This is a genomic window from Pseudomonas sp. BNK-45 (genome assembly GCF_047456255.1).
Taxonomy (GTDB): Bacteria; Pseudomonadota; Gammaproteobacteria; order Pseudomonadales; family Pseudomonadaceae; genus Aquipseudomonas.
In genome coordinates, this window is sequence record NZ_CP179909.1 from 4,082,445 (window position 1) to 4,099,811 (window position 17,367).

A 17,367-nucleotide genomic window follows, 5' to 3' on the forward strand; every position below is an offset into this window, starting at 1 on the left:
AAGCCGATTGCAGTCTGCGGCAGCGGCTGCAGTGATCGGGTACCTGCAATGGAGTCCGTTGCCGGGGCAAAAGTTGCAGCCATTTTGCTCCTTGCTCGCCAGTCCGGGGTAAACCCGTCAGCCCCTACAGTGTAAGATGTCGCCTATTTTACGCAGCAGGAATTTCCCATGAGTTTCAATCTGGCTAACAAGCCCCTGGCCGAGCGCGCCGCCATCGAGGACGAGAAGTCCCGTCTGTTCGAACTGTGGCAGAGCAACCTGGGCAAGGCCAAGGGCGAGGCCGCGCGGTTGTTCGGCGAGCGTGGCAAGCGCAAGGGCAAGTGGGCCGAGTGGGTCCGCGCCGAGCTCGACGGCATGTCGCCGCCGGAGTTCTCCAACATGGTGCGCAGCGAAGTCAATCGCCTGATGGCGGCGAACAAGTAAGGGCGAAACTCTCGACGATCGCCTCGCGTACCTTCACCAGCAGTGGATCGGTCTGCGGGCTGGTGCGCCAGCCCAGTTCGATCGGATAACGCGGCAGCGCCAGGGGGCAGGGCAGCAGTTGCAGGCCGGTGAGCTCGGCGATGCGCCGGGCGGCATGGTCGGGAATGGTTGCCACCGCCTGGCTGCCCTTGAGCAGAAAGGGCAGCGCGGCAAAGTGCGTGGTCGAGGCGCACACCCGGCGACTGAGGCCCAGGTTCGCCAATCCTTCATCGGTGATGCCGATAAAGCCCTGGGACGACACCAGCAGGTGCTCCCGCTCGACGAACTCTTCAAGGCTGATGCGTTGCTGCCCGGGAGCCAGGCTGGCCGGGTCGGCCAGGCACAGGTAAGCCCCTTCTCCCAGCACCTGGCGGCTGAGCAGGCGTTCGGCAAAACCGCCGGCGCTGATGGCCAGGTCGACGCTGCGCTGCAACAGCGCCTCGGCGACGATCTGGCTGTGGGTCTGGCGGAAAATCAGCCGCAGCTTGGGCGCCCGCCGGGCCACGGCCTCGATCATCTGCCGGCCATAGGCAATCTCGAAATCATCCGACAGCCCGACCGTCACCGAGCGCCCCTGATAATCGCCGGTGTCCGGAGCGACCATGGCCAGGCTCTGCCGGCATTTGTTCAGGGCATCGCTGACCACCGGCTTCAACTGATTGGCCTTGAGGGTCGGTGCCAAGCCGCGCCCGGTGCGCACGAACAGGGGATCGCCATACAGCTCCCGCAGCCGGCGCAAGGCCGCGCTCATGGCCGATTGGGTGACCCCCAGGCGCAGGGCGGCGCGGCTGGCGCTGGACTCGTCATGCAAGGCTTCGAAGGCCTTGAGCAGGTTGAGATCGACGCTGGCGATATTCATCTGATTCATATCATTAAGCACTGAGTTGGGGTTTATCGATGATCGGCGGCGCCCGCAGAATGCGCAACACCTGATCGTTCGAGGAAACACGTCATGCCCAAGTCCATCGTCGCTGCCCTGCAAATCGGTGCCCTGCCTGAAGGCAAGGCGGCCACCCTGGAGCAGATCCTGTCCTACGAAGCCGCCATCATCGAGGCCGGTGCGCACCTGGTGGTGATGCCCGAAGCGCTGTTGGGGGGCTACCCCAAGGGTGAAGGCTTCGGCACTCAACTGGGCTATCGCCTGCCGGAAGGGCGCGAGGCCTTCGCCCGCTACTTTGCCAATGCCATCGATGTCCCCGGGGCCGAAACCGAGGCCCTGGCCGGGCTGTCGGCGCGGACCGGGGCCAATCTGGTCCTGGGGGTGATCGAGCGCAGCGGCAGCACCCTGTATTGCACGGCGCTGTATTTCGACCCGCAGGCGGGGCTTGTGGGCAAGCATCGCAAATTGATGCCCACCGGCACCGAGCGGCTGATCTGGGGCAAGGGTGACGGCTCGACCCTGCCGGTGCTGGACACCCAGGTCGGCCGGGTCGGCGCGGTGATCTGCTGGGAAAACATGATGCCGCTGCTGCGCACCGCGATGTATGCCCAGGGCATCGAAGTCTGGTGCGCGCCGACGGTGGACGAGCGGGAAATGTGGCAAGTGAGCATGCGCCATATCGCCCACGAGGGCCGCTGCTTCGTGGTCAGCGCCTGTCAAGTGCAGGCCTCGCCCGAGGAACTGGGGCTGGAGATTGCCAACTGGCCGGCGCAGCGGCCGTTGATTGCCGGCGGCAGCGTGATCGTCGGGCCCATGGGCGATGTGCTGGCCGGGCCGCTGGTGGGCCGCGCCGGGCTGATCAGCGCCGAGATCGATACCGCCGACCTGGTGCGTGCGCGTTATGACTACGACGTGGTCGGTCATTACGCCCGCCCGGATGTGTTTGAACTGACCGTGGACCAGCGCGCCCGCCCCGGAGTGCGCTTTACCTGAGCCGGCGCCACTCTTCGCGGGTGATTTCCCACAGCTCCACGGGGAACCGCCCGCTGACGAATTCGCCGTCCCGGGAGTCGATCAGGCGCATGCCGCCACGCTCGGAAATCCGCCGCGATCCCTGGTTCGGCGCCGCCTTGGGCACGCGCATCAAGGGCCGTTGCAGCACCTCGAACCAATAGTGGTCCACCGCCTTGCAGGCTTCGCTCATGTAGCCCTGGCCCTGCCATGGCGGGGCCAGCCAGAAGCCGCGGTTGTCGTCCACCTGGTCCATCAGGCTGATGCAGCCGATCATCTGGCCCGGGTCGCTGCGCCGGCGCAGGGTCCAGTGCCATTCCGTGCCCCGGGCCATGGCCGGCAGGGCCAGGTCGCGCACGTAGCTCAAGGCACCGTCGGCCGGGTAGGGCCAGGGCACCAGGGCGTTGAGGTAGCGCACCACTTCCCAATGTGGAAACAGCTGCTGGATGGCGTCGGCATCCGCCAGTTCCAGGGGCCGCAGCAACAGGCGCTCGGTGTGCAGGGTGGGCAGGTTGCCAATCATCGTCAGGACTCCTTGTGAAGTTTGCCGAGCAGCAGATGCTCGCCGAGAAAGTCGACGAACACCCGCAGCTTGGGCAGCAGGTGCCGGCTGCTGGGCCAGAGTATGGAGAACTTGCCGCGCTCTTGCTGGAAGTCGTCCAGCACCGACACCAGGCTGCCATCGGCCAGGGCGCCAGCGACCACGAAATCCGGCACGTAGGCGATGCCCAGGCCCTGGGTCGCGGCATGGATCAGCGACTCCAGGTTGTTGCTGGTCAGGGCGCTGCCCAGCACCAGCGGCGCTGCGCTGTCGGCCAGGTGCAGGCGCCACGGCTGCAGCTGGGTGCCACCGGGAAACTTGTAGCGCAGGCAGGCGTGGTGCTCCAGGTCCCTGGGCGTCTGGGGCGTGCCGCGGCGCGCGAAGTAGCCGGGCGCGCCGACCAGCACGAAGCCGAAGGGCCCGAGGCTGCGGGACCTGAGCTGGGAGTCCGGCAACTCGCCGCTGCGAATCACCGCATCCACCCCTTCGGCGATCACGTCGATCAGCCGGTCGTTGAAATCCAGGTCCAGTTCGATGTCCGGATAGCGCGCGGAGAACGCCGGAAGGATCGGCAGCAACATGCGGTAGCCGATGGCCGGCAGGCTGACCCGCAAGCGCCCCCGTGGCGCATCACTGATCCGCGCCAGTTCGGCTTCCGCTTCCTGTACCTGATCGACGATGCGCTGGCCGCGTTCGTAGAACAGCGTGCCTTCGTCGGTCAGGCTGATGCGCCGGGTGCTGCGGTTGAGCAGGCGCACGCCGAGCCGTTGTTCCAGGCGTGACAGGGCCTTGCCCACCGCCGAGGCGGACAGCCCCAGGCGTTCACCGGCGGCCACCAGGCTGCCGCTCTGGACCACGCAGACAAACACTTGCAGGCCGTTCAGGTTGTCCATGGCGCTCCTCGATTGCAGCGTTTTTGTCCGTAAAGAGCGGAATAATGCCCTGTTTTTTACCGATTGCGGCCTGCCTATCCTGGGTTTTTCTTCCAAGAGCCCTGATGACCGGGGCGTAGAGGTGTCCGTGAATCCTGAACTCGACCTATCCCTTGGGCTGCCGGCCCGTACCCGCGAGCGGGGTGCCTACGGCGTATTGGCGGCGGTGTGCCTGGCGGCGCTGATGCTGCCCCTGACCTTTGTCGGGGTGGCCGTGGCGACCCCGGCCATCGCCCGCGAACTGGGGGGCAGCCCCCTGGCCCTGAGCTGGACCACCAACGCCTTCATGCTGACCTTTGGCAGTGTGTTGATGGCCGCCGGGACCCTGGCCGACGAGTACGGTCGCAAGCGCCTGTTCAGCCTGGGGGTGGCGCTGTTCGGCCTGAGCTCCCTGGCCCTGGTGTTCGTGCCGTCGCTGCTGTGGCTCAACCTGCTGCGCGGGGTCCAGGGACTGGCCGGGGCCGCCGCCCTGGCCGGTGGTTCGGCGGCCCTGGCCCAGGCCTTCGACGGCCCCGGGCGGACCCGGGCCTTCAGCCTGCTGGGCACCACCTTTGGCGTCGGCCTGGCCTTTGGCCCGATCCTCGCCGGGGTCCTGGTGGAACACAGCGGCTGGCGCGGGATCTTCGTCTCCGGAGCGCTGATCGGCGGCCTGTCCCTGGCCTTTGGCGTGCCGCGCATGCAGGAGTCCAGGGATCCCGAGGCCCGGGGCGTGGACTGGCCCGGGACCTTGAGCTTCACCCTGGCCCTGGTGCTGCTGACCTGGGGCATTCTGCAGGCGCCGCAAAGCGGCTGGGGCAGCCCCTGGGTTCTGGCGCTGCTGCTGGGAGCGCTGCTGGCGCTGGGGCTGTTCGTCGTCGTGGAGCGGCGGGCGGCACGGCCGATGCTCGACCTGTCGCTGTTTCGCTACCCGCGCTTTGTCGGGGTGCAGGTGCTGCCTATCGCTACCTGCTATTGCTACGTGGTGCTGCTGATCCTGCTACCGATCCGCTTTATCGGCGTCGAAGGCTACAGCGAGATCGACGCCGGGCTGCTGATGCTGGCCCTGTCCGCGCCGATGCTGGTGGTGCCGTTGGCTGCGGGCTGGCTCAACCGCTGGTTCAGCGCCGGCAATCTGTCGAGCCTGGGGCTGGTGGTGGCCGCCGGCGGACTCTGGTGGCTCAGTCGCCTGGCGCCGGGGCAGGGCAGCGGCGAACGGGTCTGGCCGTTGCTGGTGATCGGCCTGGGCAGCGGCCTGCCCTGGGGCTTGATGGACGGTCTGTCGGTGAGCGTGGTGCCCAAGGAGCGGGCCGGCATGGCCAGTGGCATCTTCAGCACCACCCGGGTGGCGGGCGAGGGCATTGCCCTGGCCCTGGTGGTGGCCTTGCTGGCGGCACTGCTGCAACAGGCCCTGGGCGCCCAGGGGGCCACGGGCGAGTCCCTGGTGCTGGCGGCCCGGCAACTGGCCGGGGGGGATCTGGCGGCCAGTGCCGGGACTTTGCCGAGCGGGTCCCGGGAGGCGTTGCTGCAGGGCTATGCCCAGGCCTTCAGCCAGCTGTTGCAGGTGCTGATGGTCATCACCCTGGTGGCGGCCCTGGTGGTGAAGGTGGCGTTGCATGAGCCGCGCCACCCGCGTCGCTTGCGGAGCTGATCAGCGGAACTCGAAGAACTCGTAGTGCAGGTTGGCTTCGGGAATCCGGTACTGGTGCATCAACTCGCGGACCTGGGCCAGCAGACCCTTGGGGCCGCAGAAACTGATGCGGATCTGCTGCGGGTCGGTTTGCGCCGCGCTGCGTTGCAGGGTTTGCGCCAGGGACTCGGTGCCGCCGCTGTTGGCGACGAAGTCCACGCCGCGAGCCTGGGCCATGCCCTGCAGGGTGTCGACGCTGGGAAAGGCCCGGGACGGGTTGTAGCAATACACCAGGGTGGCCTTGTCGAACTCCCCGGCGGCCGCGTCCTGCAGCCAGGAAATGAACGGCGAGATGCCCACTCCGCCGCCGATCCAGATCTCCCGGGCCGCCGCCTCGGGCCGCTTGAAGCGGCCGTAAGGCGCGTAGAGATCAGCACGCATGCCGACCTTGACCTGCTTGCGCAGCCGTTGGGTGTAGTCGCCCAGGGCGCGGATGACGAACTCGATGCGCCCGTCCTCGGCCTGGGCACTGGCGATGGTGAAGGGGTGCGGCTCGCGCAGGCCCTTTTCCTGCATCGACAGAAACGCGAACTGCCCGGCCTTGAAGGGAAAGCCACGGCCCAGGGGGCGCAGTTCCAGGTGCAGGGAGTTCTTCTCCACCCTGACCGCGCTCACCTGATACTCGCCGGCCTTGGCCACCAAGGGGTAAAGCAGCAGTTTGTACAGGGCGCCCAGCACCCCGAGGATGCACAGCGCGCCAAGCCACAGGCCCGATGGCGAGTCCAGGGTGATCGGCGACTTGAAGCTCAAGCCGTGCAGGATGACGATCAGGAACAGCGGCCCGGACAGCTTGTGCCACCAGCGCCACTGGCTGTAGGGAATGTTGCGGTTCAGCGCCAGGAGCACGATCAGGCCCAGGGCCACGTAGCTCAACTGGCGCACCAGGCGTGTCCAGTACTTGGACAGTTCGAGGATCGGCACGCTGTTCCATTCGTCCAGGTTGGCCTTGAACACCAGGTGATAGCTGGCGAACGCCAGGGCCCAGATCCCCAGCCATTTATGCACCTCGTAGACCCGGTCAAGGCCGCCGAACAGGCGCTCGACAACGCCCCAGCGGGCGGCCAGCAGGCAGGACAGGGCCATGTACGCCAGGGCGGTGCTGCCCAGGACCATGCTCAGGGTGGCGGAGGTCAGCCAGGTGGTGGAAGGGATCTCCAGCAGGAGGGTGAACGTGGTGATCAGCAGAACGCCGATTATCGTGTGCCAGGTTTTCAAGGGTGCATGACTCCGCTCAGGAAATGCCGTCATGGCATGAACATCGACTGCCGCAAAGGTCCCGTTGCAAGGGGGGCAAGGCCATAAGGCGCGATGCATGGGGTGGTGTGGCGCTGGGGTATAGCGGGATATGACAGCTTTGTTCGCGCGTAACCGGAGGCCATTCTAGCGCCTGAACCTTAATTCAAGCTGATGCGGGTCATCGACAGCGTGTTTTGTGATTGCTGGAAATGATCGAATCTCAATTGCATTTCGATTTCATGTGCCGGGCCTGCCGCGCTGTTGCTGGCCTCTCGGCACCTGCGCGATGGCGTGGGCCCTGCCGGCGAAGGGGGCCTGGAGACCGGTACAGGGCCTTGGCGTGCTTTCGCAGACCTGCCAGCGCCGGCAAAAGTGCCGGCGGATGTGCACTCGGGTGTGCTGCGCAGGGCCTGGCGTGCGTCTAGCAGCCATAGCCCCGCAGCCGTACCGGGGCCCGTGATGATGAGCCTGAACATGCAAGCCCTGTTGAACCAGATTCTCGATGAAGTCCGCCCCCTGATCGGCCAAGGCCGGGTCGCCAACTACATTCCGGCCCTGGCCGACGTGCCGGCCAACCAGCTGGGGATTGCCGTATATGGCAACGATGGCCAGGTATTCAGCGCCGGTGACGCCGACACGCCATTCTCGGTGCAAAGCATTTCCAAGGTCTTCAGCCTGGTGCAGGCCATCGGCCATTCCGGCGAAGCGATCTGGGAACGCCTGGGCCACGAGCCCTCGGGACAACCCTTCAACTCCCTGGTGCAACTGGAGTTCGAGCGCGGCCGCCCGCGCAATCCCTTCATCAATGCCGGCGCCCTGGTGATCTGCGACATCAATCAGTCGCGTTTCGCCGCACCGGCCTTGTCCATGCGCGATTTCGTCCGGCGCCTGTCGGGCAACCATCAGGTGCTGGTGGATGGCCGGGTGGCGGAGTCGGAATATCAGCACCGGGCGCGCAACGCGGCCATGGCCTACCTGATGCAGTCCTTCGGCAACTTCCATAACGATGTCGAGGCGGTGCTGCGCAACTATTTCAGCCATTGCGCGCTGCGCATGAGCTGCGTCGATCTGGCCCGGGCGTTCTGCTTTCTGGCCAACGACGGCTTCTGCAAGCACAGCGGCGAGCAGACTCTCACTCGGCGCCAGACCCAGCAGGTCAACTCGATCATGGCCACCAGCGGCCTGTACGACGAGGCTGGCAACTTCGCCTATCGAGTTGGCCTGCCGGGCAAGAGCGGGGTCGGTGGGGGGATTGTCGCCGTGGTGCCGGGGCAGTTCACGGTGTGCGTGTGGTCGCCGGAACTCAACGCCGCCGGCAACTCGCTGGTGGGCATGGCGGCCCTGGAACTGCTCAGCCAGCGCATAGGTTGGTCAGTGTTCTAGGCTTTGTACGAACAGCCTTGATACTCGGTGATGCTGCGTTGAAAACAGTCTCGTGCGCGAGTCTGATCGGAATGCTCATTGACAACCCGTAAAGTCGAACGCGACCCCGGTCGTTCCTCGACCGTTTTCGCCTTGCCTGACCTTCGTCGCAAAACCTTTGGTACAGAGCCCAGGGTTTACCAGGCGCCGGGGTTGTTCAGGCTGATCTGCCCGCGATCGATGAAGCGCTGGGTGCCGAACAGCCCGCCGGCCAGCTTGCCGCGCAGCACGTAGGGCAGGTTGTCCAGGCTCTGGGTCTGGCTCAGGCCCAGGGTCTGGCGCAGCACCGCAAAGGCCGAGACGCTGACCGGAATCACCAGGATGTCTTCCGAGTAGCGGCCGATGTGCCCCTGCTGGTCGCTGACCCCGGAGGCCAGCGGGCGGCCGTTGACCTCCAGGTCCAGGGCCACGCCGTTGTAGTCGATGGGGCTTTCGTTGGGGTTCTGCAGGCGCAGTTTCACCGCAAAGCGCATTTCCAGGTCCTGGCTCGGCAGCGGCTCGATGCCCACCACGTTGATCGCCAGCGGATCGCGGTTGGGCAACAGCGCGCAGGCGCCGAGGCTGAGCAGTACCAGGGTCAAGGCGATCAATCTACGCATGCAATACCTGTCAACAATGGAAATGAATGACGGACCGGCACCTTGTAGCCGCTGCCGAGCCTGCGAGGCTGCGACAAGGCCCCCAGGGCCTTGCAACATCCAAAGCCGAGAGCCCGACACCCGCGCACGCAGCATAGACGCCCGCCAGCCTCAGGAGTTCGCTTTAGCGCTCATGTCCGGGTCTTGCATGACCTTGAGGGTCGCCGCTTCCGGGTCGAACTCATCCTCTTCCAGTTCGAGGAATTCTTCCGGCAGGAAGAGGTTGAGCAAGATCGCGCAGAAAGCCCCCACGGTGATCGGCGACTCGAAGATGTTGTGCAGGGCCTTGGGCAGCTCGCGCAGCACCTCCGGCACCGCCGCCACCCCCAGGCCCATGCCCAGGGAAATGGCCACGATCAGCACGTTGCGCCGGTGCAGCCCGGCCTCGGCGAGAATCTTGATCCCGGCCACTGCCACGGTGCCGAACATGATCAGGGTGGCGCCGCCCAGCACCGGCTTGGGCATCAGTTGCAGCACCGCGCCGATCACCGGGAACAGGCCCAGCAGCACCAGCAGCCCGGCAATGAAGTAGGCCACGTAGCGGCTGGCCACGCCGGTCAGTTGGATCACCCCGTTGTTCTGGGCAAAGGTCACCATCGGCAGGCTGTTGAACACCGCCGCCACCGCCGAGTTGAAACCGTCCGCCAGCAGCCCGGACTTGATGCGCTTGATGTACAGCGGGCCCTTGACCGGCTGCTGGGAAATCATCGAGTTGGCGGTCAGGTCGCCGGCCGCCTCCAGGGGCGAAATCAGGAAGATCACCGCCAGGGGAATAAAGGCAATCAGGTCGAAGGAAAAGCCGTACTTGAACGGCACCGGCACGCTCACCAGCGGCACCTCGGGCAGGGCCGCCAGGTCCACCCGGCCAAGCATCCAGGCCACCACGAAGCCCAGGGTCAGGCCGATGACGATCGAGCCCAGGCGCAGCATCGGATGGTTGAAACGGTTGAGTATCACGATGGTCAGCAGCACCAATGCCGCCAGGCCCAGGTTGCTCGCCGCGCCCAGGTCGCTGGCGCCGTAGCCGCCGGCCATGTCGGTGACCGCCACCTTGATCAGCGACAGGCCCATCAGGGTGATGATGGTGCCGGTCACCACCGGGGTGATCAGCTTGCGCAGCTTGCCGATGAACTGGCTGAGGAACATCTCGATAAAGGCCGCGACAAAACAGATGCCGAAGATGGTGGAGAGGATGTCGTCGGTGCTGCCGCCCCGGCCCTTGACCATGAAGCCGGCGCTGAGCAGCACGCTGATAAAGGAAAAGCTGGTGCCCTGCACGCACAGCAGGCCGGAACCGATCGGCCCCAGGCGCCGGGCCTGGACGAAGGTGCCCAGGCCCGAGACGAACAGCGCCATGCTGATCAGGTAGGGCAGCTCGCTTTCCAGGCCCAGCACGCCGCCGAAGATCAGGGTCGGGCTGATGATGCCGACAAAGCTGGCCAGCACATGCTGCAGGGCGGCGAAGATCGCCGCGCTGAAGTGCGGACGGTCGTCGAGGCCGTAGATCAGGTCGGACGTGTAGCGGGGCGGGGAACGATCAGGTGCGGTCATGGTAAAAGGCCTGCCAGTGGCGTGTGCAAACAACGGGAACACACGTCGGAAAGTGGACGGGACTTGGGCCGCACAGCCATGGCATGGACAAGACTTGCGCACCCGGTCAGAAAAAAGGAGGCGCAGGATGCCAGAAAGGCGCCGCTGTCAGAAGGGCAGGCCGGTGGATAAAGGCAATTTGCCAGAGATACGAAAGATACTGTTTCTCATTTGCCTTTGTGGAATAATCCGCCTCCCCGATCCGCGGACCGCCTTCCGATGCTGCCCACCCCCAGCCTGCTGCGCAGCTTTCAAGAGCATTACAACGACCTGCTGAAGTTTCTCACCCGGCGCATGAGCGATCGCCAGCGGGCGGCGGACGTGGCCCAGGAAACCTACCTCAAGCTGCTCAAGGTCGACCAGCAGACGCTGGAGGTGCACGACGATCGCCGCTTCATCTTCCGCGTGGCCGGCAACCTGGCCATCGACACCCTGCGCCGCGAGCAGCGCCTGGCGGCCAACCTCAGCGACGGCGAACCACACAATGACGCGGTGGACCCGGCCCCGGCGCCGGAAGCGGTGCTGCTGGCCAAGGAGCGCCTGGCGCTGCTCGACCAGGCCCTGGCGCAGCTCTCGGACAACGCCCGCCAGGCCTTGCTGCTCAATCGTCTGGAAGGCCTGACCCAGGCGCAGATCGCCGTGCGCCTGGGTGTTTCCGAAAGCATGGTGGCAAAATACATCGGCCAGGCCCTGCGCCATTGCCGCGATTGGCTGAAGGTCCACCATGAATAATTCCCTGCCAGCGGCTGCCGACGCCATGACCGACCACCCCGAAAACCTGGAAGACGCCGCCATCGACTGGCTGGTGCTGCTGCATTCCGGCCACGCCACGCCAGCCCAGCGCCTGGCGTTCCAGCAGTGGCGCCAGCGCAGCCCGGCGCACGCCGCGGCTGCTGCCGAGGCCCAACAGTTGTGGGGCGATCTGGGGCACACCGAGGCCGCGCAGCAGCATCAGGCGCCGGTGGCGCGCCGGCCGCGGCGCTTCTGGCCGGCCCTGGCGGCTTCGCTGCTGCTGGCAGTGGGTGCTGGTATCGGCTGGCAGCAGTGGCCGGCCTTGAGCTCGGACTACCACACCGGGGTCGGCCAGCAACAGCGCATCACCCTGGCGGATGGCTCCCGGGTCACCCTCAACAGTGGCAGTGCGTTGTCGGTGGCCTATTCGCTGGACGAGCGCCGGGTGATCCTGCGCGCGGGCGAGGCGTTGTTCGAACCGCTGGCCGACCCGCAGCGACCGTTCGTGGTCCAGGCCCAGGCTCAGCAACTGCAAGGCGCTGCCGGTGCCTTCAGCGTGCGCCGCGAGGGCGAGCAACTGACGGTGGTGGTGCGCGAGGGCCAGGTGCAGTTCAGCGGCGACCACGCGCCGGTGCTGCTCCAGGCCGACCAGCGCCTGCAATACCGGGCCGGCCAGCCGCTGCTGGCCCAGCAGCGCGTGGATGCTGCCAGCCTGACCGCCTGGCAGCGCGGCAAGCTGATCTTCAACGGTCGGCCGCTGGGGGAGGTGATCGCTGAACTGGAGCGCTACCAGCATGGGCGCATCCTGATTTCCGATGGCCCATTGGCGGCCCTGCCGATCAGCGGGGTGTTCGACCTGAACGACCCGCGCGGCTCGCTCAACGCCTTGCAGCAGCGCTATCCGCTGCACGTCACCTACCTGCCCTGGCTGGCGCTGTTGCACTGAGGCAAATTTTTTTGCCCGGTGCACTGCAAGTTCCGCTGCGGGAAATCGTCGTAGTGAGACTGAGAAGAAAATCATTCTCATTGACGTCATTTCAACCGGCTGGGAAGGAACACGTGAAAGCTATGTTCAAGCTGTCGACACTGGGGCGCGGTCAACACATCATGCGCCGCACATTACTGGCTCATGCGCTGTTCGCCGGAGCCTTGAGCCCGGTTCTGGCGCTGGCCGACGAGGCCGCCACACTCACCCAGGCCAGCGCTGCCGAAGCGCGTCGGGTTTCGCTGAACCTGCCGGCCCAGCCACTGGACCAGGCGCTGACCCGCTTCGCCGACCAGGCCGATGTGCGCCTGCTGTACACCACCAGCGATGTCGCGGGCCTGCAATCCACCGCGCTCAACGGAGAACTGACCCTGGCCCAGGCCCTGCACAGCCTGCTGGCCGGCAGCGGCATGAGCTGGTCGTTCAGCGATGGCCGCACCGTGATCCTGCGCCGCGCGGCGGCTCCGGCTGCAAGCCTGGACCTCAAGCCGACCCAGGTCAGCGTGGCCTCGCGCACCAGCGCCGCGATCAGCGAGATCCCCGGCACGGTGTGGGTGGTGGAGCAGAGCCAGCTGCGCGAGCAGTTGAGCACTGGGGTCAGCCTCAAGGAAGCCATCGGCAAGCTGGTGCCGGGCCTCGATCTGGCGCCGGAAGGGCGCACCAACTATGGCCAGAACATGCGTGGGCGCAACGTCCTGGTGATGATCGACGGGGTCAGCCAGAACAGCTCCCGGGGCCTGTCCCGTCAGTTCGACAGCATTTCGCCGTTCAACGTCGAGCGGGTTGAAGTGCTGTCCGGGGCCAGCGCCATCTACGGCGGCGGCGCCACCGGCGGCATCATCAACATCGTCACCAAGAAAGGCGAGCCGGGCCCGGCGCGTTTCGAGACGCAACTGGGCGCCAGCAGCGGCTTCAACAACAGCGACGACCTGACCACCCGCATCGCTCAGTCGGTGAGTGGCGGCAACGACGCCATCAGCGGCCGGCTGGCGGTGGCGGGGGAGCAGAATCGGGCGTTCTATGACGGCGCCGGCCAGCAGATCTTCATCGACAACACCCAGACCGACCTGCAGTACAACCGCACCCTGGACCTGATGGGCAGCCTGGCCCTGCAGTTCAACGAGGAGCAGAGCCTGGACCTGCTGGCCCAGTACTACGACTCGGGCAACCACGGCAGCACCGGGATCTACTTCCCCAACCTCAGGTACAAGGCGCCGTCCAACCTGGAGGACGCCGAGCTGCGCAGCGGCTACTCCACGGACCTGGAACCGCGCACCAAGCGCCTGCTGCTCAACGCCAACTACCACCACAGCGACGTGCTGGGCCAGGACTTCTACCTGCAGGCCTCGTACCGCAAGGAAGACGACAACTTCTTCCCGTTTCCCTACTACAACAGCGGCAGCCCGGCAGGTTCCAAGGGCGTGTATTTCGCCGCTTCGCAGCAGAACTTCGAGGTCACCAGCCTCAAGGCGCTGTTCGCCAAGGAGTTCGAAGCGTTCAAGCTGACCTACGGCGTGGACCTGGACCGGGAGCGTTTCAACGCCGAACAGAGCACCTTCGACCAGGGCCTGTCCTCGGGCAGCGGCGGCCTCGACCTGGTGACCCAGAGCAAGGCGCCGCGCTATCCCAGCTACCGGGTCGACGGCCTGTCCGGCTACGCCCAGCTGGACTGGCACGCCACCGACAACCTGACGGTGTCCGGCGGCTACCGGCGCCAGCAGATGGACGTGGATGTCGACCAGTTCAAGAACGTGCCTGGGGGCAGCAACGACTATGCGGTCAACCTCTACAACCTGGGCAGCATCTATGACTTCAAGAACGGCCATCAGCTGTGGGTCAACTACGGCGAGGGCTTCGATCTGCCGGACCCGGCCAAGTTCTACGGCAAGCCGGGGCTGAGCGTCGACGACAACCCGCTGGCCGGGATCAAGAGCCGCCAGGTGGAAACCGGCTGGCGTTTTTCTGACAGCGACTGGGACGCCCAGGCGGCGCTGTACTACATCTGGTCGGATAAGGTGATCACCACCGACCAGGCCACCCTGACCATCGACGTCAAGGATCAGAAGAGCCGCGACTACGGTTTCGAGAGCGCCCTGACCCGGCACCTGCAGAACGGCTGGGAGCTCGGGGGCACCCTGCACGCGGTGCGTTCCGAGGAGGAGGGCAAGAACGGCGGCTGGAAGAAGCGCGACGCCCGTTATGCATCCCTGTCCAAGTTGACCGCCTTCGTCGGCTGGAAGGACGACAGCAGCAGTGTGCGCCTGCAGGGCAACCACGCCTTCAGCCTCAAGGACGATGCGGTCAGGCAGATCGACGCCACCCACAGCGTCGATGCGCCCAACACCATCGACGGCTACACCACCTTCGACCTGCTGGGCAGCCACGACACAGCCTTCGGCACCTTCAGCGGCGGCATCCAGAACCTTCTGGACAAGCAATACAGCACGGTCTGGGGCCAGCGCGCCAAGCTGTTCTATTCGCCGACCTACGGCCCGGACTACCTCTATGACTACCAGGGCCGTGGCCGCACCTACACCCTGACCTGGACCATGGCCTACTGACGCTGCTGCGGTCGCCGCTGCCGGGCCCCGGCGAGGCAGCGTCTAGTCCCGCGGGGCCTTGTTTGGCGATCCCCGGCCGGCCCTTGGAGGGCGGCCGGGATCCTGCGTCCCCGGGGGCGTTCGCAGCCTGCGGCAGCGGCAACACAATCCCCCGCCAGCATTCAGCCTCCTGACAGAAACTGTCAGGAGGCTTTGGTAATCTGCGCCGGTGTTTTTTTCCGGAGTCCGTCCAAGGTGTCGCGAGCCAGCCGTTTACTCACCCTGTTGCAGATGCTGCGAGGCAAGAGCCGTCCCGTTACCGCCGCTACCCTGGCGGCGGAGCTGGAGGTGTCCGAGCGCACCCTGTACCGCGACATTGCCGAGCTGACCTCCCTCGGCGCGCCGATCTACGGCGAGGCCGGCATCGGCTATGTGCTGCGCAGCGGACTGTTCCTGCCGCCGTTGATGCTCAATGCCGATGAAACCGAGGCCGTGGTGTTGGGCCTGCGTTACGTCGATCAGCGTGGCGACGAGGTGCTGAGCAAGGTCGCCGCCGACGCCATGGCCAAGATCGCCGCGGTGCTGGCCCCGGCGGCCCAGGATGCCTTGCGCAACCCGACCCTGCTGCCGGGCCCGGCGGGCTGGGGCTTTCCGGACAACCCGGTGTCGCTCAACGTGTTTCGCCAGGCGATCCGTCATCAGGCCAAGCTGTTGATCGACTATGCCGACGTCAACCGCACCCCCAGCCAGCGGCTGATCTGGCCGCTGGCGCTGGGTTTTCTCAACGAGGCCCGGGTGATCGTGGCCTGGTGCGAGCTGCGGGGTGATTACCGGACCTTTCGCACCGACCGCATCGCCGCCGCCCAGGAGCAGGGCGAGCTGTATCCGGGGCGGCGCAGCGACTGGCTGCGAGCCTGGCGCAAACGCCTGCAGAGCGATGAGCAGGGTCGATTCACTGCTGACAGGAAATGACGCAAGGGGGCTTTAGCATGGCGTCCTCATTCAACAGCAAGGAGCTTTTGTCATGTCGGCCACAGACCCTTCCCTGGCCCCGGCCATCGTCGCTTATGTCGCGGCGGTCAACAGCGGCGACAGTACGCGGGTGGCGTCGATCTTCGCTGCCCGGGCGCAGATTTTCGATGAGCGTGAGCACTGCGTGGGGCCCCAGCAGATTGCCCGCTGGATGGGCGCAGGCGCGCGTCGCCTGGAAGTCCTCGGGGTTCAGCAGCGTACCGGAAAGATCTTGCTCGACAGCCGGGTGTGCGGTGATTTCCCCGGCAGCCCCCAGGCGTTGCGCCACACCTTCCGCCTGGACGACCAGGGCCGCATCGAGCGCCTGGACATCTCGCGCTGATGCAGCCGCGGCCGCAGGCCGCCAACGGCCGGCAGGGGCGCAAAGGGCCTGGGCGCGGCCCAGGCCCTGGCGCTCCCTGGCGCCGCTCGCGGGTTTGGCGGCGGCCACGGATCAGGCCCGGCGCGGCGGGTGATGGCATACTGCGGCTCTTTGCCAGGAGGCCAGCGGCCCATGCCATTCGATTCCCCCATGAGCGCTTACCGGCATGCCCTGGAGCAGGACGGCTTTGTCGCCGATCCCGCCCAGGCGCGTGCGGTGCAAGCCTTGCAGCAATGTCATGAGGCGCTGCATCAGGGGCGCAAGCCGGTGCAGGGGGTTTATCTGTGGGGCGCGGTCGGGCGCGGCAAGACCTGGCTCATGGATCAGTTCTACCAGAGCCTCAGGGTGCCGGCCCGGCGTCAGCATTTTCATCACTTCATGGGCTGGGTGCACCAGCGCTCGTTCCAGCTCACCGGCACCGCCGATCCCTTGCAGGCCCTGGCCCGGGAGCTTGCCGAAGAGGTGCGGGTGCTGTGTTTCGATGAGTTGTTCGTCAACGACATCGGCGATGCGATCATTCTCGGGCGCCTGTTCCAGGTGATGTTCGAACAGGGGGTGGTGATGGTCTGCACCTCCAACCAGCCCCCCGAACAGTTGTATGCCGATGGCTTCAATCGCGAGCGCTTCCTGCCGGCCATCGACGCCATCCGCCAGCACCTGCAGGTGCTGGCGGTGGACGGCGAGCAGGACCACCGCCTGCACCCCGGCGCCGCCACGCAGCGCTATTGGCTGAGCGTCGAGGGCCAGCCCAGTGCCCTGGAACCGCTGTTTCGCGAGTTGAGTGCGGGGCAGGCGGTGTCCAGCGAACCGCTGCTGATCGGCTATCGAACGGTATCGGTGGTCAAGGCGGCGACGACGGTGATCTGGTGCCGCTTTGCCGACCTTTGCGAGCAGCCGTTCTCGGCCATGGATTTCATGGCCCTGTGCGACCGCTACCGGGCGATCCTCCTCAGCGAGGTGCCCAATCTCAGTGCCCGGCAACGTCCGGGGCGCATTGCCCGGGGCACCGAGGATGGGGCCCAGCGGGTGGCGGCGGGCGATCGGGAACTGCCGCAACTGTCGATCCACGACGACAGCGTGCGGCGCTTCATCGCCCTGGTGGACGAATGCTACGACCGTGGAGTGCCGCTGTACCTGGAGGCCCGGGTGCCGATGGAGCAGCTGTACACCGAGGGCTACCTGGAGTTTGCCTTCCGCCGCACCCTCAGCCGCCTGCGGGAGATGCAGTTGCAGCGTTTTGCCCGGCAGCCGGGTGCTTGACTGGGAAGTGCTTGCCGCTGATGCGAGTCGTTTCCATTGCCTAGGATTTTTCTCTGGCAAGTGGCGGGAATATCTTCGT

At 66.1% G+C, this 17,367-nt stretch carries 16 protein-coding genes; 10 read left to right on the top strand and 6 right to left on the bottom strand.

Going from position 1 to position 17,367, the window contains the following annotated elements:
* Positions 1 to 168: 168 nt before the first annotated feature.
* Entirely contained in the window at positions 169 to 423 is a 255-nt protein-coding gene (locus ACMGG8_RS18775; protein ID WP_016962601.1) for a hypothetical protein, read from the top strand.
* Here the strand turns inward: ACMGG8_RS18775 and ACMGG8_RS18780 are convergent.
* Positions 395 to 1,330 (bottom strand): LysR family transcriptional regulator, encoded by a 936-nt coding sequence (locus ACMGG8_RS18780; RefSeq protein ID WP_108543884.1) that lies wholly within the window; start codon positions 1,328 to 1,330, stop codon positions 395 to 397. The genes ACMGG8_RS18775 and ACMGG8_RS18780 overlap by 29 nt on opposite strands.
* 84 nt (positions 1,331 to 1,414) lie before the next feature.
* Between ACMGG8_RS18780 and ACMGG8_RS18785 the strand changes: the two genes are divergently transcribed.
* Positions 1,415 to 2,335 carry a carbon-nitrogen hydrolase family protein gene (locus ACMGG8_RS18785; RefSeq protein WP_060839417.1) on the top strand — a complete coding sequence of 307 codons (921 nt, stop codon included), beginning with the start codon at positions 1,415 to 1,417 and terminating at the stop codon, positions 2,333 to 2,335.
* On the opposite strand, the gene ACMGG8_RS18790 is transcribed toward ACMGG8_RS18785, so the two are convergent.
* Positions 2,328 to 2,876, bottom strand: coding sequence for a GNAT family N-acetyltransferase (locus ACMGG8_RS18790; RefSeq protein WP_060839416.1), 549 nt, complete (start codon positions 2,874 to 2,876; stop codon positions 2,328 to 2,330). The two genes, ACMGG8_RS18785 and ACMGG8_RS18790, sit on opposite strands and share 8 nt — an antisense overlap.
* A 2-nt stretch (positions 2,877 to 2,878) precedes the next feature.
* Positions 2,879 to 3,787 carry a LysR family transcriptional regulator gene (locus ACMGG8_RS18795; protein WP_414158134.1) on the bottom strand — a complete coding sequence of 303 codons (909 nt, stop codon included), beginning with the start codon at positions 3,785 to 3,787 and terminating at the stop codon, positions 2,879 to 2,881.
* A gap of 127 nt (positions 3,788 to 3,914) precedes the next feature.
* On the opposite strand from ACMGG8_RS18795, the gene ACMGG8_RS18800 reads away from it, so the two are divergent.
* Positions 3,915 to 5,453, top strand: coding sequence for an MFS transporter (locus ACMGG8_RS18800; protein WP_235760175.1), 1,539 nt, complete (start codon positions 3,915 to 3,917; stop codon positions 5,451 to 5,453).
* Here ACMGG8_RS18800 and ACMGG8_RS18805 read toward each other — a convergent pair whose 3' ends face one another.
* On the bottom strand, positions 5,454 to 6,707 hold the full coding sequence (locus ACMGG8_RS18805) for a ferric reductase-like transmembrane domain-containing protein (RefSeq protein WP_129406157.1): 1,254 nt from the start codon (positions 6,705 to 6,707) through the stop codon (positions 5,454 to 5,456).
* A 495-nt stretch (positions 6,708 to 7,202) separates the two neighbouring features.
* Between ACMGG8_RS18805 and glsB the strand changes: the two genes are divergently transcribed.
* Positions 7,203 to 8,111, top strand: a complete 909-nt coding sequence (gene glsB, locus ACMGG8_RS18810) for a glutaminase B (protein ID WP_414158135.1) — start codon at positions 7,203 to 7,205, stop codon at positions 8,109 to 8,111.
* Between the two features lie 176 nt (positions 8,112 to 8,287).
* Here glsB and ACMGG8_RS18815 read toward each other — a convergent pair whose 3' ends face one another.
* Entirely contained in the window at positions 8,288 to 8,749 is a 462-nt protein-coding gene (locus tag ACMGG8_RS18815) for an LEA type 2 family protein (protein WP_060839411.1), read from the bottom strand.
* Positions 8,750 to 8,899: 150 nt separating this feature from the next.
* Complete coding sequence (locus ACMGG8_RS18820) at positions 8,900 to 10,339, bottom strand: nucleobase:cation symporter-2 family protein (protein ID WP_060839410.1); 1,440 nt, start codon at positions 10,337 to 10,339, stop codon at positions 8,900 to 8,902.
* Between the two features lie 258 nt (positions 10,340 to 10,597).
* On the opposite strand from ACMGG8_RS18820, the gene ACMGG8_RS18825 reads away from it, so the two are divergent.
* The 6 genes from ACMGG8_RS18825 (at position 10,598) to zapE (ending at position 17,288) form a co-directional block, all read left to right on the top strand.
* Positions 10,598 to 11,110 (top strand): RNA polymerase sigma factor, encoded by a 513-nt coding sequence (locus ACMGG8_RS18825; RefSeq protein ID WP_060839409.1) that lies wholly within the window; start codon positions 10,598 to 10,600, stop codon positions 11,108 to 11,110.
* On the top strand, positions 11,103 to 12,056 hold the full coding sequence (locus tag ACMGG8_RS18830; RefSeq protein ID WP_060839408.1) for a FecR family protein: 954 nt from the start codon (positions 11,103 to 11,105) through the stop codon (positions 12,054 to 12,056). The genes ACMGG8_RS18825 and ACMGG8_RS18830 overlap by 8 nt, the downstream gene beginning before the upstream one ends.
* Positions 12,057 to 12,178: 122 nt before the next feature.
* On the top strand, positions 12,179 to 14,656 hold the full coding sequence (locus ACMGG8_RS18835) for a TonB-dependent siderophore receptor (RefSeq protein ID WP_414159954.1): 2,478 nt from the start codon (positions 12,179 to 12,181) through the stop codon (positions 14,654 to 14,656).
* A 234-nt stretch (positions 14,657 to 14,890) separates the two neighbouring features.
* Positions 14,891 to 15,607 (top strand): helix-turn-helix transcriptional regulator, encoded by a 717-nt coding sequence (locus tag ACMGG8_RS18840; RefSeq protein WP_060843659.1) that lies wholly within the window; start codon positions 14,891 to 14,893, stop codon positions 15,605 to 15,607.
* Between the two features lie 52 nt (positions 15,608 to 15,659).
* Positions 15,660 to 15,989, top strand: coding sequence for a ketosteroid isomerase (locus ACMGG8_RS18845; protein ID WP_108543869.1), 330 nt, complete (start codon positions 15,660 to 15,662; stop codon positions 15,987 to 15,989).
* A gap of 171 nt (positions 15,990 to 16,160) precedes the next feature.
* On the top strand, positions 16,161 to 17,288 hold the full coding sequence (zapE, locus tag ACMGG8_RS18850) for a cell division protein ZapE (RefSeq protein ID WP_108543867.1): 1,128 nt from the start codon (positions 16,161 to 16,163) through the stop codon (positions 17,286 to 17,288).
* Positions 17,289 to 17,367 lie beyond the last annotated feature (79 nt).